The following is a 25948-nucleotide window of genomic DNA, read 5'->3' as shown; positions in this document are numbered from 1 at the left end:
GTCTCCTCAGCCGAACCGGCCGGTGATGTAATCCTGCGTGCGCCGGTCGGTCGGCGACGTGAAGATCTTGCTGGTGTCGTCGAACTCGATCAGCTCGCCGAGATACATGAAGGCGGTCTTGTCGGAGACGCGCGCCGCCTGCTGCATGTTGTGGGTGACGATCGCGATCGTGTAGTTCTCGGACAGTTCCTGGATCAGCTCCTCGACCTTGGCGGTCGAGATCGGGTCGAGCGCCGAGCAGGGCTCGTCGAACAAGATCACCTCGGGCCGCACCGCGACCGTGCGGGCGATGCAGAGGCGCTGCTGCTGGCCGCCGGAGAGCGACAGGCCGGAGGCGTTGAGCTTGTCCTTGACCTCGTTCCACAGCGCGCCGCCGCGCAGCGCCTTCTCGACGCGGTCGTCCATCTCGGACTTCGAGATCTTCTCGTAAAGGCGGATGCCGAAGGCGATGTTCTCGTAGATCGTCATCGGGAACGGCGTCGGCTTCTGGAACACCATGCCGACGCGGGCGCGCAGCAGATTGAGGTCCAGCTTGGGGTCGAGGACGTTGGTCTGGTCGAGCATGAGCTGACCGGTGACGCGCTGGCCCGGATAGAGGTCGTACATCCGATTGAAGATGCGCAGCAGGGTCGACTTGCCGCAGCCCGACGGGCCGATGAACGCCGTGACGCGGTTGGTACCGAGCGCCAGATTGATGTTCTTCAGCGCGTGGTGCTCGCCGTAATAGAAATTGAGGTTGCGCACCGTCACCTTGGCCGGAGCTTCGGGCAGCACCGGCGCTTGGGGCAAACCACCGGCCGCGCTCATCGATACGGAAAGATCACTCATTTTGCGGTCCTCTCGGCGCTCAGAATGCGCGCGCCAATATTCAGGGCAAGAACGGTCAGGGTGATGAGCAGCGCGCCGCTCCAGGCGAGCTGCTTCCAGTAGGCGTAGGGGCTCTGCACGAAATTGTTGATGGTGACCGGCAAGTTCGCCATCGTCTTGTTCAGACCCAGGCTGAAGAACTGGTTCGACAGCGCGGTGAAGAGCAGCGGCGCGGTCTCGCCGGCGACGCGGGCGGTGGCCAGCATCACGCCGGTGATGAGGCCCGAGCGCGCCGCGCGATAGGCGATGCGCTTGATCACCAGCGAGCGCGGCAGGCCGAGCGCCGAGGCCGCCTCACGCAGTGCGTTCGGCACCAGCAGCAGCATGTCCTCGGTCGTGCGCAGCACCACCGGGATGACGATCACCGCAAGCGCGAGGCAGCCGGCAATCGCCGAGAAGCCGCGCATCGGCACCACCACCGCACCATAGATGAACAGGCCGATGATGATCGAGGGCGCCGAGAGCAGGATGTCGTTGATGAAGCGGATCACCGAGGTCAGGCGGTCGTTGCGGCCGTACTCGGCGAGATAGGTGCCGGCGAACAGACCGAGCGGCGCGCCGATGCCGACGCCGAGCACGGTCATGATGATCGAACCCACGATGGCGTTGCGCAGGCCGCCCTCGGTCGAGCCCGGAGGCGGCGTGTCCGCAACGAAGAGCTCCAGGTTCAGGCCGGCAATGCCGTTGTAGAGCAGCGTCATCAGAATCAGCGCGAGCCATGTGACGCCGAAGGCAGCGGCAGCCAGGCAGAGCACACGGATGACGATGTCCATGCGGCGGCGGCGTGCGTAGATCGGGTTCATGTTACTTCCCCGCCTTCTTTTCAAGACGCATCAGCATCAACCGTGCAGCCGCGAGCACGAAGAATGTCAGCACGAACAGCAGCAGGCCGAGCAGGATCAGGCCGGACTGGTGCAGGCCGTCGCTCTCGGCGAACTCCGATGCGATCGCCGCCGAGATCGTGGTGCCCGGGGCGAAGATCGACGACGAGATGCGGAACGAGTTGCCGATGATGAAGGTCACCGCCATGGTCTCGCCGAGCGCGCGGCCGAGCGCCAGCATGACACCGCCGATGACGCCGACGCGGGTGTAGGGGATCACCACGCTGCGCACGACTTCCCAGGTGGTGCAGCCGACGCCGTAGGCGGCTTCCTTGAGCACCGGCGGCACCGTCTTGAACACGTCGACCGAGATCGAGGTGATGAAGGGCAGCACCATGATGGCGAGGATCAGCGCCGCGTTGAACAGGCTGAGATAGGACGGCGGGCCTGCGAAGATCGCGCCCAGCACGGGGACGCCGTCGAAGATCTTGATCATGAAGGGCTGGAACGTGTTGGCCAGGAACGGGCCGAGCACGAAGAAGCCCCACATGCCGTAGATGATCGAGGGAATGCCGGCGAGCAGCTCGATCGCCATGCCGATCGGGCGGCGCGCCCATTGCGGGCAGAGCTCGGTCAGAAAGATCGCAATGCCGAGACCGACCGGAATGGCGATCGCCATCGCGATGAAGGAGGTGATGAGCGTGCCGTAGATCGGGCCGAGCGCGCCGAGCACGGGCGGATCTGCCGACGGCGCCCAGCGCTGCGTCCACAGGAAGGCGAAGCCGTATTCCTTCATCGCCGGGAACGCGCCGACGATCAGCGAGATGATGATGCCGCCGAGGATGAGCAGCACCGAGATCGCGGACAGCCGCGTGATCCAGTAGAAGGTGAGGTCGCCGAGCTTGAAGGCGCCCAAGGCCTTGGCGCGGTCATACGGTCCGGCGTCGTCGATTACATCGCTCTGAACGGCCATCTCTGCCACGCCGATCCCCTGTGCCCGTTTGATATACGCTTGTTGTCGGTCTTGTTGTTGGTCTTGCGCTCCGGATGCGGCGCGAGGCCGATCCGGAGCGGAGGTCTTGTGAGATCCCGGCGCCCAGTCCGGGACACAGAGCGCTTAGCTCTTGATCTCGGCAGCCCAGGTCTTCTCGATCAGCTGGACGACCGGGTCCGGCATCGGGATGTAGTCGAGCTCTTCAGCCGCCTTGCCGCCGCTCTTGAAGGCCCAGCGGAAGAACTTGATGGCTTCCTGCGAGGCTGCCTTGTCGGTGGCATCCTTGTGCATGAGGATGAAGGTCGCCGCCGTGATCGGCCAGGACTTGTCGCCGGGCTGGTCGGTCAGGATGACGTAGTAGCCGGGAGCCTTGGCCCAGTCGGCGTTGGAAGCGGCGGCCTGGAAGGCCTCGACGGTCGGCTGCACTGGCTTGCCGGCCTTGTTGACGAGACCGGTGTAGGTCAGCTTGTTCTGCTTGGCATAGGCGTACTCGACGTAGCCGATCGAGTTCTTGGTCTGGCTGATGTTGCCCGACACGCCTTCGTTGCCCTTGGCGCCGACGCCGACCGGCCACTCGACCGCGGTGCCCTCGCCGACCTTGCTCTTCCAGTCCGCGCTGGCCTTGGCGAGATAGTTGGTGAAGTTGAAGGTGGTGCCCGAACCATCCGAGCGGCGGACCACGGTGATCGCGTCCGACGGCAGCTTCACGTTCGGATTGAGCTTCTTGATCGCGGCGTCGTCCCACTTGGTGATCTTGCCGAGATAGATGCTGGCCAGGGTCTCGCCGTCGAACACCAGCTCGCCGGGCTTCACGCCCTCGATGTTCACGACCGGAACGATGGCGCCCATCACCATCGGCCACTGGACGAGGCCGTCCTTTTCGAGCTGCTCGGCCTTGAGCGGCGCGTCGCTGGCGCCGAAGGTCACGGTCTTGGCCTGGATCTGCTTGATGCCGCCGCCGGAGCCGATCGACTGGTAGTTCAGACCGTTGCCGGTCTCCTTCTTGTAGGCGTCAGCCCACTTGGAATAGATCGGGAACGGGAACGTCGCACCGGCACCCGTGATGTCGGCAGCAAACGCCGCCGTCGCCGATGCGGCGACCAAGCCGGCAGCGACGATAGTTTTGATGAAATTCATGGTGGTCTCCATACAGGGGAGCGAAGCGCCATCCGCGCCCGATCGCGCTCCCCGTGCCGCCCCTTTAGGAGCGGTCGGCTGTGCTTTTACGAAGGTTTCGTGACAGCTGGATGACACGGCCAAGCGATTGAAATCGCTTGAATATCAGGTTGAAGCCGCGGTCTTCGCCTGGGGAAAACAGGCCGTGAAAACGGCGCCCTGCTTGGGCACGCTCTCGATCAAAAGCCGGCCGCGATGGCGGTTAAGAATATGTTTCACCAGCGATAATCCGAGCCCCGTCCCGCCCTGCGAGCGGCTGTCGCCGACGTCGACCCGGTAGAACCGCTCGGTCAGTCGCGGCAGATGCTCGGGCGCGATGCCGGGGCCGAAATCGCGCACCAGGACCCGGATTTCCTGAGTTCCATCAGTGGCTGCCGCCGCGGCCAGCGACACGATGACACGTCCGCCCGACGCCCCGTATTTGAGCGCGTTCTCGATCAGGTTCTCGAACAGGCGGAGCAATTCCTCGCGGTCGCCCGCGATCATCACCGGGGTCTCAGGCAGATGGGTTTCGACCTCGACCTGGCGCTCCCGCGCCAGCGGCTCGAGCCCGTCGGCGACCTGGAAGATGATCGGCAGCAGGTCGACCAGGGTGTCGGGCCGCACATGGGCCGACAGCTCGACCCGCGACAGCGAGAGCAGATCGTCGATCAGGCGCGCCATCCGGGTCGCCTGGTTGTGCATGATGCCGAGGAACCGCTCGCGTGCCTTGGGATCGTCCTTGGCCTGGCCCTGGAGCGTGTCGATAAAGCCGGACAGCGCGGCGAGCGGCGTGCGCAGCTCGTGGCTGGCATTGGCGACGAAATCTGCGCGCATCTCCTCGACCCGGCGCAGCGGCGTCTGGTCGTGGAAGGTCATCAGCATGCATTTGTCGGCGCCGCCGAAGGAGGTCGGCACCGGCACAGGCGTAATGGTCAGCTCCATCCAGCGGTCGACCGGCACATGGTCGAGATAGGTCGTGCGCCGCGGCTCAGTGGTCGCAATGGACTCCCGCAGCGCCGTGATGATCTCCGGCGAGCGCAGCGCGAACTGGGCGAGCTCGTTCTTGCGCAGCGCCGGCGCCAGCTGGGCGGCGGCGGCATTGAGATGGATGACACGCCCGGCGCGGTCGAGCAGCACCGCCGGATCCGGCATGCCGGCGACGACCGCGGCCACCGCCGCGCTCTCGACCGGGTTGACGCGGCGGGTGTCGTCGCGCGAGGCGGCGTTGTCGTGCAGCCGCCAGGGGATCAGCGCCGCGGCCGCGATGCAGAGGAACACGGTCGCCGCCCGCATCACCGACAATTCGCCGAGCGAGACCACCACCGACAGCGCCAGCGCCGCGGCGATCAGGATGACGGTCGAATGCCGCAGCCGGTCGGACCAGGGCTGCGCGGAGGGAGAAGATGGGGCGTCGATCGCCATCGGGGCGGGCTTCTCCTAAGGGGATGCGCCGGTCAGGCGCCCGTGTCGCTGCGCTCTCTCACATAGGCGGCTTCACGCGCCGGGCCGGGGTCGAGCTTGAGCGCCGCCTGCTGCAAGCGCTTCGATCGAGCGCCGATTATAACCTCGCGAAACGTCAGCAAGATTACAGATATGACAAAGGGGGAGAGATAATAGAGGACGCGGAACAGGAGCATGCCACCCAGCAGCTCCTCGCGGTCCATCTGCCAGAGGCCGACCAGCATGGCGGCATCAAACACGCCGAGTCCTCCCGGCGAGTGGCTGGCGAAACCGAGCAACGTCGCCGAGACGAAGATCACCGCCACCACGACGAAGCCGAGATTGGGCTCGTCCGGGACCAGCACGTACATCGCGAGCGCACAGAAGCCGAGATCGATGATGCCGATGGCGATCTGGAGCAGCGTCAGCGGGCCGCCCGGCAGCACCACGGTCCAGGGCCCGCGGCCGACCACCCGCGGCTGGGTCCAGACCCAGACCACATAGGCGACCAGCCCCGCGATGATCATCATCGCCAGCATCCGGTTCAGCCAGGGCGGAAGCTGGTCGATCGAGGCAGCGGCTTCCGGATGGTAGGAGATGCCGAGGCCGAGCACGGCGGCATTGCCGAGCCAGAAGGTCAGGCCGGCGAGAAAGCAGATCTTTGCGACGTCGATCGCGTTCAGGCCATAGGCCGAATAGATGCGGTAGCGCACCGCGCCGCCGGTGAAGACGCTGGCGCCGACATTGTGGCCGATCGAATAGCTGGTGAAGGCGGCGAGCGCATTGATGCGGTAGGGCACATGGGTGTGACCGATCGCGCGCACGGCGAACAGATCGTAGAAGGTCAGGGTGAAATAGCCCGCGGCCACGAACAGCGCCGCCATCGCGATCTGGCTCGGCTCGGTGCTCTTGATCGCTTCGAGGACCTCGTTGACGTCGATGCCCCGCAGCATGTGGTAGAGCACATAGCAAGCGATGCCGATGACCGCGACGCTGATCACAACTCCAAGCTTATGCAGGACTTGCTTCTGGCGCAGAAACGTCATCGCCCTGCGTATGGCTTCCAGCATCTAGACCTCGAACAACGCTTCAGCGGCCGGGGTGGCCGGCGGACAGGCGGACGACGCACAGGCATTCAACGAACCCTTGCCGCCGGCTCCGGCATCGCGCATGCCCCATGCCCTTCCACTAGCGCGTTTTGGGGCGGAGTGGAATTCAGCAATTCGAACAAAAACTCGTGCCTTCAATATTTTAGGCAGGGTTGCGGGCTCCTGATGCACGGATTGGCGCTTTCGGCGGCAAGACTGACGCGAATCTCCATGGCAATCCTGCGCAGGCGCCATGAAGTTTTGATGATTTCGACCGCACAATGTTCCGTCACGACTTAAGCCGACGTCAATCTATGGGCCGCCCCCGCCTGGCGAAAGAGGGGGTGGCCGGCGCTGTTGTTCAGGGATTTCAGGTGGGCCGAAAGGCCGCGGCGACGGTGGCGGCCTCAGGAAGCGATCGGAATCCGCCCCGGATCAGTGCCACGCGGAAGTGACGGCGGCCACGATTTCGTCGGTACCGGGAAAGCGGCCCTTGCTGCGGCTGGCGACGATGCTGTCGCCGACCTTGACCTGGAAGATCCCACCCTTGGCGGGCACGAGAGCCGCCTCCAGCGCCAGATGCTGCCGCAGCGCAGCAGCGGCGTCCTTGGCGCGCTTCTCGTAGCCGCAGGGACGGCAATAGATGATGGTCACATCAGCCATCTCGCCCGCCTTCAGGCAGCGCGCTGCTGGCGCACGGCTTCGATGCCGGCGATCCAGCCGGCGACGGAGCGGCCGATCGCCTCGGGGTGATCCTCCTGGAGAAAGTGCAGTCCGGGTCCGAGGCGGACCAATGCGCAGTGCTTCAGCGAGGCTGCGAACCGTTCGGCGAATTCGGGCGCGACGAGCGCGCCGGGCGTGCCCGAGAACAACAGCTTCGGATAGGACGATGCAGCGAGCGCCGCATGCGCGGATTGAAGCGTCTCGTAGACGTCGGCAGGCTCGCCCGCGATCGGCAGTTCGCGGGGAAAGGCGAGAACGGGCCGGCGGCTCTCCGGCGTCGGGAATGGCGCACGGTAAGGCGCCATCTCGTCCTCGCCGAGTTTGCGGACGATGCCACCGGGCAGCACGCGTTCGACGAACGCATTTGCCTGGAGGATCATCGCTTCGCCCTCGCCCGGCGTCCTGAATTTGCGGAACGCCGCCCTCGCCGCCTCGGCGTGGTCCTGCTCCTCCGCGACCCCGGTGTGGTGAAAGTCCTGCCAGGTCGGCATCGGGCGGATGAACTCCATGAAAGCAAGACCGCGCACGAAATCCGGACGGCGCGCGGCGAGATGGAACGCGAGCGCGGTGCCCCAGTCCTGCGCGACGAGATAGGCCGATTTGATGCCGCGCTGTTCGATGAATGCATCGAGATAGCGGACGTGGTCGACGAAGCGATAGCCGATGTCGGGCTTGCCGGACTGGCCGAAGCCGACGAGATCGGGCGCGATGCAATGTGCGACCGGCGATACAAGCGGCAGGATGTTGCGCCAGATATGTGACGACGTCGGGTTGCCGTGCAGGAACAGGGCAACGGGCGCATCGCGATCTCCCGCCTCGCGATAGGCCATCGTGCTTCCCAGCACAGACGTTTTGAGAATCTCGATTTCAGTTGGCTTGCTCATGTCAGCTCCCTGAAGACGGTTTGAAAGGCGATGGTCTTGAAACGTTCGAGGGCGTTGGGATTGCGGTCGACCTTCATGCGCAGGATCGCGCCCTGCCAGGACGCGAGCAGGAAATCGGCAAGCTCTTCGGGCTCGAAATCGGATGCGATCTCGCGGCACGTCTGGGCGTCCCTGATGCAGGCGGCGAACGGCGTGCGCCATTCGGCGAAGATTTCGGCGAGACGCGCGCGCAGCATTTCGCTGCTGGCTGATGCCTCCAGGCTGAGATCACCGATCAGGCAGCCGCGGCCATAGCCGTCGGCCTCGAGCCGGCCGGTGATGATGTCGAGATAGCGGCGCAGCCGCGCGCGCGGCGTCAGCGAGGTGTCGTCGAGCGCCTCCGCGACCAGTCCCCTCGTGGTGTCGAAGTAGCGGTCGAGCACCTCGGAGGCGAACACCTCTTTGGAGCGAAAATGGTTGGTGAAGGACCCCTGCGGCGCGCCTGCCGCAGCAGTGACGTCGCGTACGCCGGTGCCGTGATAACCGGTCCGGAACATGACCTTCAGGCCGGCATCGAGGATGGCATCTTTGAGGGAGGGCTTTGGCATGAGGAAATTAATACGTACGTACGTATTAATGTCAAGCGCATTCTGGTCGTTCAGCAATTTGCTTGCCGATCAGGCCGTTATCGCAATGTTGGATAGAGGCCCGCCCCCCCCCGAGCGAGCCTGAAGACCTACGCCGCCGGCTGGCTCCGCGAGACCACCCTGTCGCGCAGCCAGGCGCCGATGGTGCAGCCGACGAGGTAGCAGGCGAACATGACCAGCCCGAGATCGAGCCAATAGCCGAAGCGGCCGGGCACCACATGCGCGAAGGAGGCTGCGACCAGGGCGGCGGCAAGCACGGCGAGCCAGCGCGCGGTCACCTTCGAGGTGCCGTTGCCGCGCTGGACCACCGAGATCCAGCCCATGCAAAAGCCCAGCAGCAGCGAGCCGATCAGCCAGCCCAGATGGAATGAGACGAGATAGGGCATCGTCACCTCACCAGAAATTCGATGCGGCGGTTCTGCGCCTTGCCTTCGTCGGTGTCATTGCCGGCGAGGGGTTGCGTGGCGCCATAGCCGACCGGAGTGAAGCGGGTGGCCGGCAGCCCGGCCTTGACCAGATAGTCGATCACGGCCTGCGCGCGCTTCTCCGAGAGAGCCTGATTGAAGGAGTCCTCACCGTCGGCATCGGTGTGCCCGGCCACCTCGATATTGGTGGTGGGGCAGCGCAGCGCCGTCTCGATCAGGTGGTCGAGAATGCCGGCGGAATCCGGGTCGATGTCGGCGCGTTTCGTTGCGAAGCGGATCTTGCCCTTGTTCAGGAGCTCCGTGAACAATTGCTGGCAGACCGTGCCGTCGACCGGGCCCGCGGCAGGCTTCACCGTAATCTCCGGCTTGTACTGCCAGTTCTTCGGGAAGTCCTTGCCGAGGCCTGCGCGGATGTCGTTGGCGGCCCCTTCATAGAGCGCGTCGCCCGACAGCTTCACCTCGCGATCGGACACCACGAGCGTACCGGTCGACAGCCGCGACAGCGCGCCGAGCGCTGCGACCACGGCAGTATTGAAGGAGCCGGGTGCGCCGACGCTGGCCTTGAGATTGTCGACGACCTTTTCGGTGAAGAACTTTCGCGAGGCACTCGTTGCAATGGCCGCGTGCACGTTGTTGTCAGGCACGTAGCCCGTCAGCGTCACGGTCGCGGCGACCGGGTCCTTGTAGGCCTGGAAGATGTAGGGCGGCGCCTTGACATCGTTGGCGGCGACCGAAAAGCCCTCCGGCAGGTTCTTGAGCGCGGCCGCGATCGCCTCACGGCCGCCGAGGTCGCGCGCCATGCCCGACAGATTGACCTTGGTGTCCGTGATCGTGATCTTGCCGTCCTTGAGCTTGCCGATCTGGTCGAGCAGCAGCATCGCTGCGGCCTCGAACCGCGGCGGCGCGCCGCGCGCGAGACCCATCTGATCGGCGACCTCGGTCCCGTTGACCTCCTTGCGCGCGGCCTCGGTCAGGCGCGCCTTCATCGACGGCAGGGGCGCAGAGCCGGACAGCGTCACCCGCACCACGTCACGCTCGGCATTCCAGACGAAGGGCGTTGCTTCGGGAACAAGGCGGGTCCGGTCGTCGACCAGGCGCACGCCCGGGACGAGCTCGACCGCCATCACGGCATCGCGGCGCCCCTCCTCGGAAAAGGCGTCCGCGGCCAGGCCGACGTCCCGGCCGTCGACCGCGATCCGGGTCTTGTCCAGAACGGTCTCCTTGAGCGCGGCCGAGCTGCGGGCGGACAGGTCCGCCTCGACCGGCAAGGTATTATTCCAGGCCGCAAATCCCCACATGACGGCCAGGGGGATCAGCCCTGGCCACCATTTGCTGGCCCACCTGAAAAGCTTCTGCATTCAACGACCCGAACTCTGGAACCGGAGACAAAACAAACCCTTGGCGGGCTGTCAAACCGGAAATGATGCCCTTCCGAAGGCCATGCGTCGACAATTGGAATAACTTTTTCTTCAAGGGTTCTTCCGTAAGTTGAAAGTGGAATGCCAGAGTTCGCCAGCCGGTCATGAAACAACTCCGAAACAACGTCATCCGCGCCGGGCTGGGGGCACTCTATTTCAGCGGGGCGCACCACCTGTTGCGCCCGCTCTTGTCGGGCGTCGGCGCCATTTTCATGCTGCACCACGTGCGGCCGGCCCGCGAGGCCGCGTTCCAGCCGAACCGGCACCTCGAAGTCACCCCCGATTTCCTGCGCGCCACGCTGAGCCATTTGCGCTCGCGCGGGATCGACATCGTCAGCATGGACGAGCTGCATGAGCGGCTGGTGCAGGGCCGGTTCACCCGCCCCTTCGCCGCCTTCACCCTCGACGACGGTTACCGCGACAATCTCGAATTCGCGCTGCCGGTTCTGCGCGAATTTGACGCGCCCTTGGCCGTCTATGTCGCGAGCGAATTTGCCGAGGGCACCGGACGCCTGTGGTGGACCGCGCTGGAAACCGTGATCGCCAAGGCCGAACAGATCGACATCCAGATCGGAAATTCCGCGCTGCGGCTGGACGCAACGACCCCTGCCGCAAAACAAATGGCGTTCGACCGCCTGCACGATTGGCTGCGCGCGCTGCCGGGCGAACATGATCTCAAGCGCGAGATCGAGGCGCTCTGCGCCAGATACGACGTCGACATGGCCGCGCTGTGCCGCAGCCTGTGCCTGTCCTGGGACGAGGTGAAGGCATTTGCCGCCGATCCGCTGGTCACGATCGGCGCGCACACCATCAGCCATTGCAATCTCGCCAGGCAGAGCGAGGGGATCGCCGCACAGGAGATGGCGGTAAGCCGCGCGCGGATCGAGCAGGCGCTCGGCCGTACCGTGCTGCACTTCGCCTACCCCTATGGCGACCGCGAAGCCGCGGGCGAGCGCGAATTCGCTCTCGCTGCATCGGCCGGCTTCAAGACCGCGGTGACGACCCGGCCCGGCATGCTGTTCGCCGAGAACGCCGGCCACATGACCGCGCTGCCGCGCGTCTCGCTCAACGGCAATTACCAGGACGCGCGAATTTTGCCGGTGCTGACCTCAGGCGCCGCGACCGCGATGTGGAACGGCTTTCGCCGGATTGCGGCGGCGTAGCCACGCTGTCGTCCCGGCGAACGCCGGGACCCATACCGCGGAATCCATCGATTACATTTGGTAGAAGTACCGAACGACGAGTCTTCGCCAAACTACTCCCTGTGGTTATGGGTCCCGGCGTTCGCCGGGACGACACCGAGTGAGTTGGAACGCAGCCGCGCCACTCTCGCGCCTTCCTTGACTCCCCTCTCCGCCGCGCTCAAAACGTCGCCAACCAAGGGAGGCACCATGTTCAACGATCTGTTCTCGCTCAAAGGCCGTGTCGCGCTCGTGACCGGCGGCTCGCGCGGCATCGGCAAGATGATCGCGGCGGGCTTCCTCGCGCAAGGCGCGGCGAAGGTCTACATCACCGCGCGCAAGGCCGGGCCGTGCGAGGCCACGGCGAAAGAACTCTCCGCCCAATATGACGGCGAATGCATCGCGCTGCCGATCGATATCTCGACCATCGAAGGCTGCGACAGGCTGGCCTCCGAAATCATCAAGCTGGAGCCGAAGCTCGACATCCTCGTCAACAATGCGGGCGCGGCCTGGGGCGCGGAGTTCGACGAATTCCCGGAGAGCGGCTGGGACAAGGTGATGGACCTCAACGTCAAGTCGCTGTTCTTCCTGACCAAGGCGCTGGCAAAGCCGCTGCGCGCGGCGGCCTCGCACGAGCGGCCCGCCAAGGTCATCAACATCGCCTCGGTCGACGGCATCTTCGTCAATCCGAGCGAGACCTATTCCTACGCCGCCAGCAAGGCCGCCGTGATCCATCTGACGCGGCGCATGGCGACGAAGCTGATCAAGGACAACATCAACGTCACCGCGATCGCACCGGGCGCGTTCAAGTCCGACATGAACCGCGCCGCGCGCGACCATGCGGACGAGGTCGCCAAGCGCATTCCGGCGCGGCGTATCGGAACCGATGAGGACATGGCCGGCGTGGCGATCTATCTCGCCTCGCGCGCGGGTGATTACGTGGTCGGCAACACCATCGCGGTGGATGGCGGCGTGGTGTACGCGAATGCGGGGCTGGAGATCGCGGGGTAGGCGGCTTAGGGAGAAGCCGCGCCGCACACTCCGCTGTCATGCCCCGCGAAGGCGGGGCATCCAGTACGCCGCGGCTTCTCGGCTGAAGCACAGCCGCCTCTGGAATACTGGATCACCCGCTCCAGTGCGCAATCGCGCACAAGGCGGGTGATGACACCATTTGCATTGTGCGAGGGTCGAACCCTGACTCTTACGACTCGATCTTCACGTACTCGAAATCGCCGGGCTTGTTGTCGATGCCGACCTTCGGCGGCGAGATCCAGGAGGCGAACTGGCCGGTCTCGGTGACGGGCTGCATCAGCGAGGTGATGAAGTCGCCATCAGCGGTCGAGGGCAGCCACTCGTCCTTGCGCTTCGCCCAGGTGGCATCGTCGATCAAGATGCCATCGGGCGTCGCATGGATGCCCTTGAACTCGCCGATATGGCGATGGAAAGCGACGTTGGGCAGTTTGAGCTGGAAGTTATAGCCCGCGGTCGAGATCACCTTGTTCCAGCGCAGCATGCCCTTGACGCAATCCTGGCTGTAATCGTCGCGCAGGCGCATGTTGAGCGCGGTCAGCGCCGGCTCGTCGACCAGCTTGATCTCGCCGTTGATGAACTTGAGCACCGGATAGGTGGCGTTCTTGAGCTGGTGATCGTCGTCGATCTGGGTCTCGTGATAGCGGCCCTTGATGCCGGTGTTGAAGGCGTTGGCCGCGTTGGTCGAGACCTCCGAGCCGAACAGGTCGAGCGACAGCGTATAGTGCAGGTTCAACTTCTTCTGGATCGTCGGAAGGTCGATCACGCCGAGCGCGCGAACCTTTGCGATGTCGGTGGGATCGGTGATGCCGGCTTCGCGCATCGCGTCACAAGTGCGCTGCACGACGCGGGTGATGCCGGTCTCGCCGACGAACATGTGGTGCGCTTCTTCCGTCAGCATGAAACGGCAGGTGCGCGACAAGGGATCGAAGCCCGACTGCGCGAGCGAGTGCAGCTGCATCTTGCCGTCGCGGTCGGTGAAATAGGTGAACATGAAGAAGGACAGCCAGTCCGGCGTCGCCTCGTTGAACGCACCGAGCATGCGCGGCGCATCGGCATCGCCCGAGCGACGGCGCAGCAAGTCATCCGCTTCCTCGCGGCCGTCGCGGCCAAAGTACTTCTGGAGCAGATAGACCATCGCCCAAAGGTGACGGCCTTCCTCGACATTGACCTGGAACAGATTGCGCATGTCGTAGAGCGAGGGCGCGGTCTTGCCGAGGTGGCGTTGCTGCTCGACGGAAGCCGGCTCGGTGTCGCCCTGGATCACGATCAGGCGGCGCAGCATGGCGCGATACTCGCCCGGGACTTCCTGCCACGCAGGCTCGCCGAAATGCTCGCCGAACGGAACGACGCGATTTTCCTCCTGCGGCGCAAGCAGGATGCCCCAGCGATAGTCGGGCATGCGGACATAATCGAACTTGGCCCAGCCGCGCGGATCGACGGAATAGGCGGTGCGCAGATACACCAGCGACTCCTGAAAGCCTTCCGGCCCCATGTCGCTCCACCAGTCCATATAGCCGGGATGCCAGCCTTCCAGCGCCTTCAGCACCTGGCGGTCTTCGGCGAGATTCACGTTGTTCGGAATCTTGGTCGAGTAGTCGACGTTCATGATGTTCATGGCCGTGCTCCTTGATCTGTCTCGTGTCCCGGACGCAGTGCGGCGCGAAGTGCTGCACTGCTGAGCCGGGACCTATGTCTGGTCCTGCGGGTCCCGGTTCTGCGCAGCGTCACTTCGTGCCGCCGCGCGCCCGGGACACGAAAGTCGTCAAACCCGCGTCATATCGAATTTCGGCTTCTGGCCGCTGCCGTAGCGGCGCAGTGCGCCTTCCTCGCCGACCGCGTTCGGGCGCTGGAAGATCCAGTTCTGCCACGCGGTGAGGCGCGCGAAGATTTTTGATTCCATCGTCTCGGGGCCGACGAAGCGCAGGCTGGCTTCCATACCGGTGAGGCTGTCCGGCGAGAAGCTGGCGCGCTCCTCCAGGAACACACGCACCTCGTCGTCCCAGTCGATGTCGTCGAGCGCGAAGGTGACGAGGCCGAGCTCTTCCGCCTGCTCGGCGTCGAGTGCGGTGCCCATGGTGGCTTCCGCACGCTCGACGTCGGACGGATCGGCCTGGAAGCGCGATTCCAGCCGGGTCAGGCCGTGGCTCATCGGATACGGACCGAAGTTCATGGCCGACAATTCGATCGACGGCGGCGGACGGTTGTCGCCCTGGCGCGTGCCGATCAGCATGTAGGAGCGGTCTGCGGCGAAGACGAGCTCGGCCAGCGTGCCGGCAAAGCAGGAGCCGGGCTCGACCAGCGTCACCAGCGTACGCGAGGTGACGTCGATGCGCTTCAGCACGCGCTTCCAGTAGTGCCTGATTTCGTTGACCAGCCAGTGCGCCTTGTTGGCTTCGAGGAAGGCATCGGATGCCAGGACATGGGCGCGGTCGCCATGGCTCTTGAAGACGAGCATCGCAATCTCGAGCTCGTTGATGCGCAGGTGCAGGATGGCGTCGTCGAGCTCGCGCGCGACCTGGAGCGGCCAGAACGAAGATCCCTGCGCCATCACGCCGTCGATGTCGGCCGGCGGCGCGGTCTCCGGCGCCTTGATCGAGATGGTGGCGATGCGCGCCGAGCGATCGATGTCGACGCTGACAAAACCGTAGCGGATGCTGGTCTCGTCGATGACGCGCCTGAGCGGTGTTAGCGCAATACCCTTGCCGCTGCCCTTGCGCTTCGACTGGCCTGCGAACTCCTTGGCGCGCTCGGCGATCTTGGCCTCAAGCTTCGAGTTCGGCGCGATCTCGTCGACGAGGCGCCACTGCACGGCGCGCTTGCCCTTGACGCCTTCCTCGATGGTGCAGAAGAAATCGGCGTGGTCGCGGCGCACCTTGCGCTTGTCGACGACGCGGGTGAGGCCGCCGGTGCCCGGCAGCACCGCGAGCAGCGGCACTTCCGGCAACGCGACGGCCGACGAGCCGTCATCGGCGAGGATGATGTGGTCGGTCGCGAGCGCCAGCTCATAACCGCCGCCGGCGGCCGAGCCGTTCACCACCGTGATGAAGCGCTGGCCGGAATTCTCCGAAGAGTCTTCCATACCGTTGCGGGTCTCGTTGGTGAATTTGCAGAAGTTCACCTTGTGGGCATGCGTGGAGCCGGCAAGCATGCGGATGTTGGCACCGGCGCAGAACACGCGGTTCTTGGCCGAGCGCATCACCACGACCTTCACCTCGGGGTGTTCGAAGCGCAGGCGCTGGACGACGTCCGCCAGTTCGATGTCGACGCCGAGATCGTAGGAATTGAGCTTGAGCAGATAGCCCTCGAACAGGCCGCCATTCTCGTCGACGTCCATGGTCAGGGTGGCGACGTCGCCATCGACCGCGAGCTTCCAGTGCTTGTAGCGGGACGGTTCGGTCTGGAAATCGATGAATGTCGCGCCGCCTGCGAGGCGCCGATCTTCCCCGGCCATGGGCCACCCTTGAGCTTGGTTATGCGTTTTGGCTGTAGCGTTAGATGCACAATAGTGCATCTTTTCGAAAGCGTCTAGCCCTTAACGGCCATCGCATGCACTTTGTTTCATGAAGCCTATTGAGACCGCACGATGGCGCCGAGGGTGATCCAGTCCGCCTTGGAGAGTTGGGGACGGCCCAGCTTGGCCTGGAGCAGAGCCGTCAGCGCCGGAATGGGGAAGCTCTCGACAAAGCCGTCGCCGCCCGCAGCCGCCTTGCGCGAGTTCAGCGCCCGCAACTCCGCCTGCGCGTCGCCGAACAGGCGCGCGGCCGAATGCAGCCGCTGCATGCGCAGTCGCAAATTGGCATTGGCGATGTGAATGCAGGCGCGCAGCAGAATGCGCTCGCGGCCGCCTTGCGGGACTGCGGCCCACACCGCTTCCAGCACCTCCTGCGATTCCCAGAAATAGCCGCGGTCGTTGAGCGCGAGCCCGTAGCGCAGCGCCGGATGGCGCGCCGGCACGTAGCCGCGGAACGCCGGGGGCACCAGCGCCTTGGCCAAATCAAGCGTCTCGTAATCCGCGTCAACCCCGTCGGTCTCGCCCGGCACATAGGCCCATCGCGGCCACGGCAACGGGCCGCTCGCATCCGAAGGCACATTCATGGATGTGCCTCCGCAGGATCATGCGGCGCGTCCTTGAAGTCCCCGATCGTCGCGCAGGGCCGCTCTTGCAAATTGCTCAATCGCGTCAAGCGTCGCCCCCGGCGCTTCACGATGCGGGGAATGCCCCGCGTCTGAAATAATTTTCAAATCTACCGGACAATAACACTCTTCCTGCGCAATATCGACCTGTCGCAGTGTCCCATATTGGTCGTCCTTGCCCTGCACGACCAGGATGGGAACGCGGATGTAGGCGAGGTATTCCGAGATGTCCCAGTCGCGGAATTTCGGATCGAGCCAGGCGCGGTTCCAGCCGTAGAAGGCGTTGTCGACATCCTTGTGCCAGCGCGCCAGCTTCGCCTTGAGGTCGGTGGTCTCGAAGGTCGTCTTGATCGCCGCGATGGATTTCACCGAGATGTCCTCGACGATGAAATGCGGCGCCATCAGCACGAGGCCTTGCAGGCGGTGATCCTGATGCGCACCGGCATAGATCGTCGCGAGCGAGGCGCCATCGGAATGGCCGAGCAGGAGGCCGCGCTTGAAGGAAATCGCGTCGAGGATCTTCGGCAGCACATCCAGCGCCTCGCGCTGCATGTAATCTAGCGGCCGCGGCAGCGTGACCGCGCTCGACTGGCCGTAGCCCGCGCGCGAATAGACGAAGATGCCGGCGCCGGTGGCTTGCTGCAGTTTTTCCGGAAAGTCACCCCACAGGCCGACGGAGCCGAGGCCTTCGTGCAGCATGACGATGGTGGGTGCATCGGCGTCCTGCGGGGCGAGCCATTTGTACTCGAGGCTGGCGCTGCCGATGGTCAGGAAGCCGGTGCGGGTGAGGTTGGTCATTCCTTCGCTCTTCTTTCTCCGTCGTCATGCCCGGGCTTGACCCGGGCATCCACGTCTCTCGTTGTTCGCGGCAGCACGTGGATGGCCGGGACAAGCCCGGCCATGACGGCTGTAGCTAATTCGCGCCCTCGCGCAATTTGAACCGCTGGATCTTCCCCGTCGCCGTCTTCGGCAGCGACTCCACCACGTCGATCCAGCGCGGATATTTCCACGGGCCGATCTTCTGTTTGACGTGCTCCTTCAGCATCTCCTGCAAGTCCGCCGTCGCCGCGCCGGGGCGCAGCACGACGAAGGCCTTCGGCTTCAGCAGCCCTTCCGGATCGGCTTCGGGCACGACGGCGGCTTCGAGCACGGCGGGATGCGTGATCAGCGCGCTCTCGACCTCGAACGGCGAGACCCAGATGCCGGAGACCTTGAACATGTCGTCGGCGCGGCCGCAGAAGGTGTAGCGGCCTTCGCCATCGCGGACATATTTGTCGCCGGTGCGGGTCCACGGACCTTCAAAGGTGCGGCGGCTCTTGTGGCGCTGGTTCCAGTAGCCCTCGCCGGCGGAGGGCGCATCGACCAGCAGCTCGCCGACCTCGCCGTCGGCGACATCCTGGCCGGCCTCGTTGACGAGCCGCACCGCATAGCCCGGCACCGGCTTGCCGGAGGAGCCGTATTTGATGTCGCCGGGCGCGTTCGACAGGAAGATGTGCAAGAGCTCGGTCGAGCCGACGCCGTCGAGGATGTCGACGCCGAAGCGAGCCTTCCAGCTGTTGCCGACGGATTCCGGCAGCGCCTCGCCGGCCGAGGTGCAGATGCGGAGCGACTTGCCGCCGCGCTCGGCTTTCATCGTCTCGTCGTTGAGCATCGCCGCGAACAATGTCGGCACGCCGTAGAAGATCGAGGGATTGTACCTGTTCATCAGGTCGAACATGCGCGCCGGCGTCGGGCGCTCGCTGTTCAGCACCACGGTGGCGCCGACCGACATCGGAAACGTCAGCGCATTGCCGAGGCCATAGGCGAAGAACAGCTTTGCCGCGGAGAGGCAGACGTCGTTCTCGCGGATGCCGAGCACCTGGCTCGCATAGGTGTCCGCGGTCGCCTGCAAATTCGAATGGATGTGGCGCACGCCCTTGGGCATGCCGGTCGAGCCCGACGAATACAGCCAGAACGCCGGCTCGTCCGGATGCGTCGCGGCGGTGGTGAACTGGTCGCTCTCATCAGCGAGCGCTTCCGCGAGCTGCTTGTGACCGTTCTGCTTGGCGCCGGAGACCACGACGTGCTCGAGATCCGGCATGCGGCCGACGACGTCCTTGATGACAGGATAGAGCGCTTCGGAGACGAACAGCACGCGCGCGCGGCAATCGGCGAGGATGTAGGCGTATTGGTCCGCGGTCAGCAGCGTATTGAGCGGCACCGGCACGATGCCGGCGCGGATCGCGCCCAGGAACACGATCGGGAAATCGACCGTGTCCAGCATGATCATGGCCACGCGCTCCTCGCGGCGGACCCCGAGCCGGCGCAGCATGTTGGCGGCGCGCCGGGTCTCACGCTGGAGCTCGGCATAGGTGAGCCGCGCGACGGTGTCGTCGAAGACGAGCTTGCCGCCCCTGCCGTCCTCGACGTTGCGGTCGAGCAGCCAGGTCACCGCGTTATAGGATCCCTCGCTCACGGACTTCTCCCCCGAATTTAGAATTATAATTCATAGAAAGACACCGCAGCGGCTTGCTGTCAATGCTGGCAGGCATTATGTTTCATTAAAACGCGCCGCAGGACACCCTCTCAAGAAGGCCCATGATCTGCAGTCCATGACCGACAGTCCCGACGCCGAATCCCGATTTCTCGAACAGCTCGGCCAGCGCGTGCGCACCATGCGCGCGCTGCGCGGCATGTCGCGCAAGGTGCTCGCCAAGGTATCAGGAATTTCGGAGCGCTACATCGCGCAGCTCGAAAGCGGCAAGGGCAATGTCTCCATCGTGCTGCTCCGCCGCGTCTCCGACGCGATGGGTGCGCATCTGGAAGACCTGCTTCCCTCTGCCGACCCGACGCCGGACTGGCAGATGTTTCGCGATCTCCTGCGCAAGGCGACGCCGGCGCAGATCGCTCAGGCCAAGGACGTTCTCGCCGGCGGCAGCGCGTCGGCGCCGCGGCGCGCCCCGTTCTGCGGCATCGCGTTGATCGGCCTGCGCGGCGCCGGCAAATCGACGCTTGGGCGGATGCTGGCGAAGAAGGTCGGCTGGAGTTTCGTGGAGCTCAACAAGGAGGTCGAGCAGCAGAATGGGCTCTCGGTCGCCGAGATCATCGCGCTCTACGGCCAGGAAGGCTTTCGCCGCATGGAGCAGGCCGCGCTGCAACAGCTGCTCGCGCGCAACGAGCTGATGGTGCTGGCGACCGGCGGCGGCATCGTGTCGGAGCCGTTGACCTTCGACCAGATCCTGTCGTCGTTCTACACGATCTGGCTGAAGGCCGAGCCAGAGGAGCACATGGCCCGCGTGCGCCGCCAGGGCGACCTGCGCCCGATGGCGGACGACCGCTCCGCAATGGCCGAGCTGCGCAACATCCTGCTGAGCCGCGAACCGTTGTATTCGCGCGCGACGGCGGTGGTGGATACGGCTGGGCTGTCAGTCGATGCGGCGGCTGCACGGCTGATCGATGCGGTGCGGCCGGTGCTGCAGAACGAAGCGCGGAGTTTCGGTTTGCGGAGTGTGGCGCTGTAGGGCGATCTCGCCACATATTCTGCTGTCGTCCCTGCGAACGCAGGGACCCATACCGCGTGATCCATCGATTGTTCGCGCGGCCAATCCCGAACAACCAATCTTCGCACAACACCTCCCTGTGTTATGGATCCCGGATCTGCGCTTCGCTTGTCCGGGACGACAGCGGAGGTTTGTGCGCGACCTCCGATGACCATATATCCGGTCGCAGCAGTAAACATCAGGACCAACGATGACCGACAGCGACGTCGCAATCTCCATGTTCGAGCGGATCGGCGGCAGCGCCACGATCAACTCTCTAGTCGACCGCTTCTACGACCGCATGGACGCGCTGCCGGAGGCGAAAATAATCCGCGCGATGCACGCGGATGACCTTGGACTGATCAGGGACGTGCTGAAGCGCTACCTCACCGAATGGACCGGCGGACCAAAACTCTATTCCGTCGAGAAGGGCCATCTGCGGCAGCGGCACATCGGCTTTGCCATCGGCGACGCCGAGCGCGATGCGTGGCTGCTCTGCATGCGCGGTGCGCTGGACCAGACGGTCACGGACGCCGCCGCGCGGCAAGACCTCGACAAGGCGCTGTCCGGTCTTGCCGACTGGATGCGCAATCGCAGCTAGCCAAGTTCAGTCGAGGCCGAGTGCGCTGATGTCGGCGGCAAGCTTCACACCGGGGATCCGCGGCGCCAGGTGGGTTTTGACGGCGTAGCCGCCGAGGAAAATGTTTGGACGGCTGGTCGCCGGCAATGCCTGCACGCGCTCGATGAGCGACGCCACGGCATCGCACTGCTCGCGTAGGGCGATCGAAACGAGCAGCGTCTTGGGCTCACCCGCGATCGCCGGCTCGGACAGGACATCGAGAACGGTGAGATCGTCGACATGGCGCGTCCGCCATCCCTGGTTTTGCAGCCAGAGGCCGAGGATGCGAATGCCCACCACGTGGATATTGCCCGGCGCGTTCATCAGGAGATAGCAGCCGTCGCCTGCATGTCGCGCCGGCTGCGACCAAGCCTGCCTCATCTTGGCCTCGACAAGATCGACTACCCGCTCGGCGAAGGCGGTGAATTCGTGCTCGCCCGCGACGGTGAGCGTGCCGCGCTCCCAGGCGTTGCCGATCTCGTAGAGCATCGGCGCGATCATGCCGATGAGAATGTCGACCGGCCGGCAATTGGCGGCGATGGCCTGGTCGACCAGCGGCCCAGCCGCGTCGAAATCGCTCCTGCGACCCGCGGCAAACAACGCCTGAAAGATGTCCCGCAGCACGACCGCATGGGCATATTCATCGCCGCTGAGCAAATCCGGCTGTTCACCCGAGCATTTCGGGCACAGCCCGTGCGTGATGCTGAAGTCGGCGTACGGCCGCATCTCGCCGATGAATTGCTGGCAATGGGCACACCATTTCAGCACGCTCTGACTCCCCAAGGGCCACATTAAGGGCGTCGGCTCCGCTAAGCGTAACGCAGCATTGCCGCTTTCGAAAGCGGCAACGTCTCAACGCAAGTGGTGACGGGGTAGTGTCGCGTGCGGCATAGGCGGCTTGCGACGAACGAATTTGAGTCCCGCGGAGACTGCCTGCTAAGCTTGACGCATGACAGCACCCCTGCCCGACACGATCCGTCGTCTCTATACCGATCCCGGCGAGTACATCGACAGCGATCATCCCGCCGTGCGGCAATTCGCCGAGACCGCCGTGCGCACGGATGCCAGCGAACGCGAGAAGGCGAGCGTGCTCTACAAGGCAGTGCGCGACGGCATCCGCTACAATCCTTATGTCAGCATGCGCCTTGCTGAGACTTTTCGCGCATCGAGCGTGCTTGCCGCGGGGCAAGGCTATTGCGTCGGCAAGGCCTCGCTCTATGCCGCCGCCTGCCGCGTCCACGGCATTCCCGCCCGGGTCGGCTTTGCGGATGTGAAGAACCATCTCACCACCGAGAAGCTGCGCGCGAGCATGGGCACCGACATCTTCACCTGGCACGGCTTCACGGAAGTGCATGTCGACGGCGCCTGGCGCAAGGCGACGCCGACCTTCAACGACACGCTCTGCGCCAAGGTCGGCGTGGCCCCGCTCGATTTCGACGGACACACCGACGCGCTGCTGCATCCCTTCGACGGCGAGGGGCGCGCCTACATGCAATATGTCAACGACCGCGGCACCTATCACGACGTGCCGGCCAAGTTCCTGATGCGCGAGATGGCGAGGGACTATGCCAACATGCAGGGCGAGGATCTGTCGGGCCGTGACATGGAGCGCGAGGCGGAGGGGCGGTAGCGCGCGGTGCGTAGGGTGGGTTAGCCGTGCAGGTGCGCGAAGTGCATCTGCTCGGCGTAACCCTCCACTTCAGTTTCCGCGGAGACGAACAGAGGTGGGTTACGCTTCGCTAACCCACCTTACGCATTCCGGCCCTGTCATTGCACGCATCGAACACCGAACGGTCGAGTGCTTCGGCGGCAAAGCCCGCCACATAGATCAACGCCAGGATCGCCGCGGAGATCGCCATTGTCTCCGCATGCGCGAGCCCCCACCGCAACAGCCGCTGCAACAATGTCGGCGGCGGGAAGCGGTAGGTCCGGCCCTGCGGCGTGATCAGGTCAAACGATCGAACCGACCGCGAGCGCACGGGGATCTTGCTGGGCAGCATCTGGAACTCTCCTCTCCAGCTCCTCGATCATGCCGCGCGCGATCTCCCGCTCGCCCATGATGACGACATCCGCCCCCAGCCCCTTCAAATGATCGACCTCGGCATCCGCGTGCGCCCGCGCGATGATGCGGATATCCGGATTGGCCGCACGCGCCTGCTGCACGATCTGCCCTGCCTCGAACGCCTCGGGGATCGCGATGACGAGATGCCGCGCCCGTGACGGATTGGTGGCGCCGAGAATTTCGGGCTGCGCGGCATTGCCCATGATGGTCTCGATGCCGCCCTGCTTCAGCTTAGCCAGTGCACTCTCGCCGACCTCGGCGACAAGGAACGGCAATTGCCGCTGTTTCAGGGCATCGCCGACGAGCGCGCCGACGCGGCCATAGCCGATCACGATCGTATGGTCGGTCAGGTCCGTGGTGCGGATCGGTTCGGGCACGGCTGCCGCGGCCTGCGGTGAATCCCGGCGCGGGTCGAGACGCGGCGCGAGCCAGGTGGCGGCCGCGAACATCAGCGGGTTGAGCATGATGGAGAGGATCGCGCCGGCCATGATCAAGTCGCGACCGTCGCTGGGCAGGATCTGCGAGGCGACGCCGAGCTCGGCAAGGATGAAGGAGAACTCGCCGATCTGCGACAGGCTCGCCGAGATCGTCAGCGCGGTCGCAACCGGATGCCGAAACAGCACCACGATCAGGAACGCCGCGAGTGATTTGCCGAGCATGATGATCGCCAGCGTCGCCAGCAGCGGCCAGGGCTCGCGGACCACGCTCATCGGATCGAACATCATGCCGACCGAGACGAAGAACAGCACCGCGAAGGCATCGCGCAGCGGCAGCGATTCCTGCGCGGCGCGCGCGCTGAGCGGAGATTCCCGCAGCATCATGCCGGCGAAGAACGCGCCCAGCGCCAGCGACACGTCGAACAGCTTCGTCGCCCCGAATGCGATGCACAGCGCGATCGCGAGCACGCCAAGACGGAACAATTCGCGCGAGCCGGTATGCGCGATGTAGTGCAGGATCCAGGGAATCACCCGGCGCCCCACCACCAGCATCAGCCCGATGAACACGATGATCTTGGCCAGGGTCAGCATCACGATGCCGGCAAGCCCGAAGCCGGCCTGCGCGGCCAGCGGCTCGAAGGCTGGCTTGTCGCCGCCGCCCTGAAGGCTTGCGATCGCCGGGAACAGCACCAGCACGAGCACCATCGCGAGGTCCTCGACGATGAGCCAGCCGACCGCGATGCGGCCGCGATCGGTCTCCATCAGGCGCCGCTCCTGCAGCGCGCGAAGCAGGACCACCGTGCTCGCGACCGACAACGCCAGTCCGAACACGAGTCCCGCACCGACGCTCCAACCCATCAGCCATGCAAGGCCGAGCCCCATCAGTGTTGCGACCGCAATCTGCACGACGGCGCCCGGAACGGCGATGTGCCGGACGCTCAGCAGATCCTGGAGCGAAAAATGCAGGCCGACGCCGAACATCAGCAAGATAATGCCGAGCTCGGCGAGCTCGGTCGCGAGCGCCTGGTCGGCGACGAAGCCCGGCGTGAACGGGCCGACGGCAACGCCGGCGAGCAGGTAGCCGACAAGCGGCGGAATGCGGAACCGCTGCGCTATAGTTCCAAGTACGAAAGCGAGTCCAAGTCCGACGACGATGGTGGCGATGAGAGGTGTGTCATGCGGCATTTTTGCCTTTTGACACAGCGCGCGCGCCGGCGCACCGCGACCAAGTGAGGCGGCTCAGCGCGCGACGCCTGCGGCAATCGCGCCGTCAGATCGACCAATAATTTGGGTGCGCGTAGGGCTGCGAACGATCGCCCCAGTCGAATTCGTCGCCATCGAACTCGCACGGTCCGCTGGCGAGTTCGTCCTGCGTCACCTCGACACGGAAAGCCTGCCGCGCGGGATCGTATTTCAGCGCGCCCCACTGCACAGGATAATGGTGGTGCGTGCCGAGCAGCCCGCCAGTCCTGATCACGGCGTAGGCGACCGTGCCGGTCACCTTGTCGAGCATCAGCCGCTCGATCGAGCCGAGCTTCGCGCCGTCGCGCCCGTAGACGCCGACGTGCTCCACGCGATCACTGGGAACCATGGTGTGTTTCATGGCGTCCTCCCTGTTGTCTTGCGTGACGAGATTATAGGCCCGCGGACGCGCGGCGCCAACGATCGTTGCTAGAACAGCTGCGACCGCACGGACTCCGCGCCTTCGCGGAGCAGCGGGAGCAACCGGTCGACCAGCTCCCCTGCCGGCACGCGGTCGACATGGGCGCCCATGTTGATGGCGGCAACGATCACGCCGTCGTAGCGGCGCACCGGAACCGAGATCGAGCGGAAATGCGGCTCTGCCTCGCGATCGACCAGCGAATAGCCTTGCTCGCGATCGGCTGTGATGCTGGCCAGCAGCGCCTTCGGATCGGTCACCGTCTGCGGCGTCAACATCTCGCGCTTCATTGTCTTCAGGCGTGCGGCAAGCGCTGCATCATCGAACTGTCCGAGCATGGCGCGGCCGACCGAGGTGCAGAACGCCGGCAGCCGGTAGCCGATCTCGAGCCCACCTGAAAACATCCGCGCCGGGCTGCTGCGCGCGACAAACACGACGTCGTCGCCGTCGAGCACCGCGAGCGAGGAGATTTCCTGCGCTGCCGTGGCGACGCGATCGAGCACCGGCTGAAGCACGGCGACGAGCTGGCTGGAGCGCAGGTAGGACGCAGCGAGCGTCAGCACGTGCGGCGTCAGCGAGAACAGCTTTCCGTCGCCGGCGACGAAGCCGCCGCGCTGGAGCGTGAACAGCATACGCCGCGCGGTGGCGCGCGGCAGCTCTGCGGCCCGGGCGAGATCGCTCAGCGTCATCGGGCCGGTGGTCGCGCCGAAACATTGCAGCAGGCGCAGGCCGCGATCGAGGCTCTCGACGAAATCCGTCGCCCGCTCGTCGTTTTCGCTGCGCTTCAGCTTGGGCATAGGTTCGGGAACATCCTGCAAAATATTGCTTGCCGCCGGACCAAGGCATGGCATAATTCGCCCA

General features: G+C 65.0%; 26 protein-coding genes. 5 read left to right on the top strand and 21 right to left on the bottom strand.

Annotated features, from left to right (window positions below):
* Positions 1–6: 6 nt before the first annotated feature.
* From pstB to ABIB95_RS13825, 11 genes are all read right to left on the bottom strand, one after another.
* Complete coding sequence (pstB, locus tag ABIB95_RS13875; RefSeq protein ID WP_063979878.1) at positions 7–828, bottom strand: phosphate ABC transporter ATP-binding protein PstB; 822 nt, start codon at positions 826–828, stop codon at positions 7–9.
* Complete coding sequence (gene pstA, locus ABIB95_RS13870) at positions 825–1670, bottom strand: phosphate ABC transporter permease PstA (protein WP_063979879.1); 846 nt, start codon at positions 1668–1670, stop codon at positions 825–827. Before pstA ends, pstB begins: the two co-directional genes overlap by 4 nt.
* Position 1671: 1 nt before the next feature.
* Complete coding sequence (gene pstC, locus ABIB95_RS13865; protein WP_063979880.1) at positions 1672–2661, bottom strand: phosphate ABC transporter permease subunit PstC; 990 nt, start codon at positions 2659–2661, stop codon at positions 1672–1674.
* 144 nt (positions 2662–2805) lie between these two features.
* Positions 2806–3819 carry a phosphate ABC transporter substrate-binding protein PstS gene (gene pstS, locus ABIB95_RS13860; protein WP_063985930.1) on the bottom strand — a complete coding sequence of 338 codons (1014 nt, stop codon included), beginning with the start codon at positions 3817–3819 and terminating at the stop codon, positions 2806–2808.
* 144 nt (positions 3820–3963) lie between these two features.
* A complete protein-coding gene (locus ABIB95_RS13855; RefSeq protein WP_063979881.1) occupies positions 3964–5262 on the bottom strand; it encodes an ATP-binding protein in 1299 nt (432 codons plus the stop codon).
* A 32-nt stretch (positions 5263–5294) separates the two neighbouring features.
* Positions 5295–6350, bottom strand: a complete 1056-nt coding sequence (locus tag ABIB95_RS13850) for a lysylphosphatidylglycerol synthase domain-containing protein (protein ID WP_208084046.1) — start codon at positions 6348–6350, stop codon at positions 5295–5297.
* Between the two features lie 453 nt (positions 6351–6803).
* The gene (locus ABIB95_RS13845; protein WP_354240033.1) at positions 6804–7031 is read right to left on the bottom strand and encodes an Rdx family protein; all 228 of its coding nucleotides are present in this window, start codon (positions 7029–7031) and stop codon (positions 6804–6806) included.
* An 11-nt stretch (positions 7032–7042) separates the two neighbouring features.
* On the bottom strand, positions 7043–7975 hold the full coding sequence (locus tag ABIB95_RS13840; protein ID WP_354240031.1) for a haloalkane dehalogenase: 933 nt from the start codon (positions 7973–7975) through the stop codon (positions 7043–7045).
* The gene (locus ABIB95_RS13835) at positions 7972–8562 is read right to left on the bottom strand and encodes a TetR/AcrR family transcriptional regulator (RefSeq protein WP_354240029.1); all 591 of its coding nucleotides are present in this window, start codon (positions 8560–8562) and stop codon (positions 7972–7974) included. The genes ABIB95_RS13840 and ABIB95_RS13835 overlap by 4 nt, the downstream gene beginning before the upstream one ends.
* 128 nt (positions 8563–8690) lie before the next feature.
* Positions 8691–8987, bottom strand: coding sequence for a hypothetical protein (locus tag ABIB95_RS13830; RefSeq protein ID WP_063979886.1), 297 nt, complete (start codon positions 8985–8987; stop codon positions 8691–8693).
* 2 nt (positions 8988–8989) lie between these two features.
* The gene (locus ABIB95_RS13825; RefSeq protein WP_354240027.1) at positions 8990–10384 is read right to left on the bottom strand and encodes an OmpA family protein; all 1395 of its coding nucleotides are present in this window, start codon (positions 10382–10384) and stop codon (positions 8990–8992) included.
* A 164-nt stretch (positions 10385–10548) separates the two neighbouring features.
* Between ABIB95_RS13825 and ABIB95_RS13820 the strand changes: the two genes are divergently transcribed.
* Together ABIB95_RS13820 and ABIB95_RS13815 are read left to right on the top strand one after the other, a co-directional pair.
* Positions 10549–11607 (top strand): polysaccharide deacetylase family protein, encoded by a 1059-nt coding sequence (locus ABIB95_RS13820; RefSeq protein ID WP_166348133.1) that lies wholly within the window; start codon positions 10549–10551, stop codon positions 11605–11607.
* A gap of 228 nt (positions 11608–11835) precedes the next feature.
* Positions 11836–12636 (top strand): SDR family oxidoreductase, encoded by an 801-nt coding sequence (locus ABIB95_RS13815; RefSeq protein WP_028155161.1) that lies wholly within the window; start codon positions 11836–11838, stop codon positions 12634–12636.
* Positions 12637–12826: 190 nt separating this feature from the next.
* Here the strand turns inward: ABIB95_RS13815 and boxB are convergent, their stop codons facing one another.
* From boxB to ABIB95_RS13790, 5 genes are all read right to left on the bottom strand, one after another.
* Complete coding sequence (boxB, locus tag ABIB95_RS13810; protein WP_354240260.1) at positions 12827–14263, bottom strand: benzoyl-CoA 2,3-epoxidase subunit BoxB; 1437 nt, start codon at positions 14261–14263, stop codon at positions 12827–12829.
* Positions 14264–14419: 156 nt separating this feature from the next.
* Positions 14420–16108, bottom strand: coding sequence for a 2,3-epoxybenzoyl-CoA dihydrolase (boxC, locus tag ABIB95_RS13805; RefSeq protein WP_354240024.1), 1689 nt, complete (start codon positions 16106–16108; stop codon positions 14420–14422).
* Positions 16109–16224: 116 nt separating this feature from the next.
* Positions 16225–16752 carry a DUF309 domain-containing protein gene (locus tag ABIB95_RS13800; RefSeq protein WP_354240022.1) on the bottom strand — a complete coding sequence of 176 codons (528 nt, stop codon included), beginning with the start codon at positions 16750–16752 and terminating at the stop codon, positions 16225–16227.
* Between the two features lie 18 nt (positions 16753–16770).
* Positions 16771–17589, bottom strand: a complete 819-nt coding sequence (locus ABIB95_RS13795) for an alpha/beta fold hydrolase (protein WP_354240020.1) — start codon at positions 17587–17589, stop codon at positions 16771–16773.
* Positions 17590–17704: 115 nt separating this feature from the next.
* On the bottom strand, positions 17705–19246 hold the full coding sequence (locus ABIB95_RS13790) for a benzoate-CoA ligase family protein (protein WP_354240018.1): 1542 nt from the start codon (positions 19244–19246) through the stop codon (positions 17705–17707).
* A gap of 28 nt (positions 19247–19274) precedes the next feature.
* On the opposite strand from ABIB95_RS13790, the gene ABIB95_RS13785 reads away from it, so the two are divergent.
* Positions 19275–20291, top strand: coding sequence for a helix-turn-helix transcriptional regulator (locus tag ABIB95_RS13785; protein ID WP_502917829.1), 1017 nt, complete (start codon positions 19275–19277; stop codon positions 20289–20291).
* Positions 20292–20520: 229 nt separating this feature from the next.
* The gene (locus ABIB95_RS13780) at positions 20521–20910 is read left to right on the top strand and encodes a group II truncated hemoglobin (RefSeq protein ID WP_354240016.1); all 390 of its coding nucleotides are present in this window, start codon (positions 20521–20523) and stop codon (positions 20908–20910) included.
* A gap of 6 nt (positions 20911–20916) precedes the next feature.
* Here the strand turns inward: ABIB95_RS13780 and ABIB95_RS13775 are convergent, their stop codons facing one another.
* Positions 20917–21696 carry a cobalamin B12-binding domain-containing protein gene (locus ABIB95_RS13775; RefSeq protein ID WP_354240014.1) on the bottom strand — a complete coding sequence of 260 codons (780 nt, stop codon included), beginning with the start codon at positions 21694–21696 and terminating at the stop codon, positions 20917–20919.
* A 181-nt stretch (positions 21697–21877) separates the two neighbouring features.
* On the opposite strand from ABIB95_RS13775, the gene ABIB95_RS13770 reads away from it, so the two are divergent.
* Positions 21878–22558: a transglutaminase-like domain-containing protein gene (locus ABIB95_RS13770; protein WP_354240012.1), complete on the top strand. Its 681-nt coding sequence runs from the start codon at positions 21878–21880 to the stop codon at positions 22556–22558.
* A gap of 109 nt (positions 22559–22667) precedes the next feature.
* Here ABIB95_RS13770 and ABIB95_RS13765 read toward each other — a convergent pair whose 3' ends face one another.
* The 4 genes from ABIB95_RS13765 to ABIB95_RS13750 form a co-directional block, all read right to left on the bottom strand.
* Positions 22668–22928 (bottom strand): hypothetical protein, encoded by a 261-nt coding sequence (locus tag ABIB95_RS13765; protein WP_354240010.1) that lies wholly within the window; start codon positions 22926–22928, stop codon positions 22668–22670.
* Positions 22879–24612 (bottom strand): YbaL family putative K(+) efflux transporter, encoded by a 1734-nt coding sequence (gene ybaL / locus ABIB95_RS13760; RefSeq protein ID WP_354240008.1) that lies wholly within the window; start codon positions 24610–24612, stop codon positions 22879–22881. Before ybaL ends, ABIB95_RS13765 begins: the two co-directional genes overlap by 50 nt.
* A gap of 85 nt (positions 24613–24697) precedes the next feature.
* Positions 24698–25030, bottom strand: a complete 333-nt coding sequence (locus ABIB95_RS13755) for a PRC-barrel domain-containing protein (RefSeq protein WP_085399250.1) — start codon at positions 25028–25030, stop codon at positions 24698–24700.
* Between the two features lie 68 nt (positions 25031–25098).
* On the bottom strand, positions 25099–25884 hold the full coding sequence (locus tag ABIB95_RS13750; protein ID WP_354240006.1) for an IclR family transcriptional regulator domain-containing protein: 786 nt from the start codon (positions 25882–25884) through the stop codon (positions 25099–25101).
* Positions 25885–25948 lie beyond the last annotated feature (64 nt).

Origin of the sequence: Bradyrhizobium sp. LA2.1 (assembly GCF_040547725.1) — a bacterium.
GTDB lineage: Bacteria > Pseudomonadota > Alphaproteobacteria > Rhizobiales > Xanthobacteraceae > Bradyrhizobium > Bradyrhizobium barranii.
This window is presented reverse-complemented; position numbering and strand designations above follow the sequence as displayed.

Bases quoted from the DNA above. Each gene is read 5' to 3' on its own strand.
- ybaL (WP_354240008.1), bottom strand. From the start codon at position 24,612: ATGCCGCATGACACACCTCTCATCGCCACCATCGTCGTCGGACTTGGA.
- boxB (WP_354240260.1), bottom strand. From the start codon at position 14,263: ATGAACGTCGACTACTCGACCAAGATTCCGAACAACGTGAATCTCGCC.
- pstB (WP_063979878.1), bottom strand. From the start codon at position 828: ATGAGTGATCTTTCCGTATCGATGAGCGCGGCCGGTGGTTTGCCCCAA.
- ABIB95_RS13840 (WP_354240031.1), bottom strand. From the start codon at position 7,975: ATGAGCAAGCCAACTGAAATCGAGATTCTCAAAACGTCTGTGCTGGGA.
- ABIB95_RS13855 (WP_063979881.1), bottom strand. From the start codon at position 5,262: ATGGCGATCGACGCCCCATCTTCTCCCTCCGCGCAGCCCTGGTCCGAC.
- ABIB95_RS13825 (WP_354240027.1), bottom strand. From the start codon at position 10,384: ATGCAGAAGCTTTTCAGGTGGGCCAGCAAATGGTGGCCAGGGCTGATC.
- ABIB95_RS13830 (WP_063979886.1), bottom strand. From the start codon at position 8,987: ATGCCCTATCTCGTCTCATTCCATCTGGGCTGGCTGATCGGCTCGCTG.
- ABIB95_RS13765 (WP_354240010.1), bottom strand. From the start codon at position 22,928: ATGCTGCCCAGCAAGATCCCCGTGCGCTCGCGGTCGGTTCGATCGTTT.
- ABIB95_RS13815 (WP_028155161.1), top strand. From the start codon at position 11,836: ATGTTCAACGATCTGTTCTCGCTCAAAGGCCGTGTCGCGCTCGTGACC.
- ABIB95_RS13780 (WP_354240016.1), top strand. From the start codon at position 20,521: ATGACCGACAGCGACGTCGCAATCTCCATGTTCGAGCGGATCGGCGGC.
- boxC (WP_354240024.1), bottom strand. From the start codon at position 16,108: ATGGCCGGGGAAGATCGGCGCCTCGCAGGCGGCGCGACATTCATCGAT.
- ABIB95_RS13845 (WP_354240033.1), bottom strand. From the start codon at position 7,031: ATGGCTGATGTGACCATCATCTATTGCCGTCCCTGCGGCTACGAGAAG.
- pstC (WP_063979880.1), bottom strand. From the start codon at position 2,661: ATGGCCGTTCAGAGCGATGTAATCGACGACGCCGGACCGTATGACCGC.
- ABIB95_RS13770 (WP_354240012.1), top strand. From the start codon at position 21,878: ATGACAGCACCCCTGCCCGACACGATCCGTCGTCTCTATACCGATCCC.
- ABIB95_RS13795 (WP_354240020.1), bottom strand. From the start codon at position 17,589: ATGACCAACCTCACCCGCACCGGCTTCCTGACCATCGGCAGCGCCAGC.
- ABIB95_RS13850 (WP_208084046.1), bottom strand. From the start codon at position 6,350: ATGCTGGAAGCCATACGCAGGGCGATGACGTTTCTGCGCCAGAAGCAA.
- ABIB95_RS13820 (WP_166348133.1), top strand. From the start codon at position 10,549: ATGAAACAACTCCGAAACAACGTCATCCGCGCCGGGCTGGGGGCACTC.
- ABIB95_RS13755 (WP_085399250.1), bottom strand. From the start codon at position 25,030: ATGAAACACACCATGGTTCCCAGTGATCGCGTGGAGCACGTCGGCGTC.
- pstS (WP_063985930.1), bottom strand. From the start codon at position 3,819: ATGAATTTCATCAAAACTATCGTCGCTGCCGGCTTGGTCGCCGCATCG.
- ABIB95_RS13750 (WP_354240006.1), bottom strand. From the start codon at position 25,884: ATGCCCAAGCTGAAGCGCAGCGAAAACGACGAGCGGGCGACGGATTTC.
- ABIB95_RS13835 (WP_354240029.1), bottom strand. From the start codon at position 8,562: ATGCCAAAGCCCTCCCTCAAAGATGCCATCCTCGATGCCGGCCTGAAG.
- pstA (WP_063979879.1), bottom strand. From the start codon at position 1,670: ATGAACCCGATCTACGCACGCCGCCGCCGCATGGACATCGTCATCCGT.
- ABIB95_RS13800 (WP_354240022.1), bottom strand. From the start codon at position 16,752: ATGAATGTGCCTTCGGATGCGAGCGGCCCGTTGCCGTGGCCGCGATGG.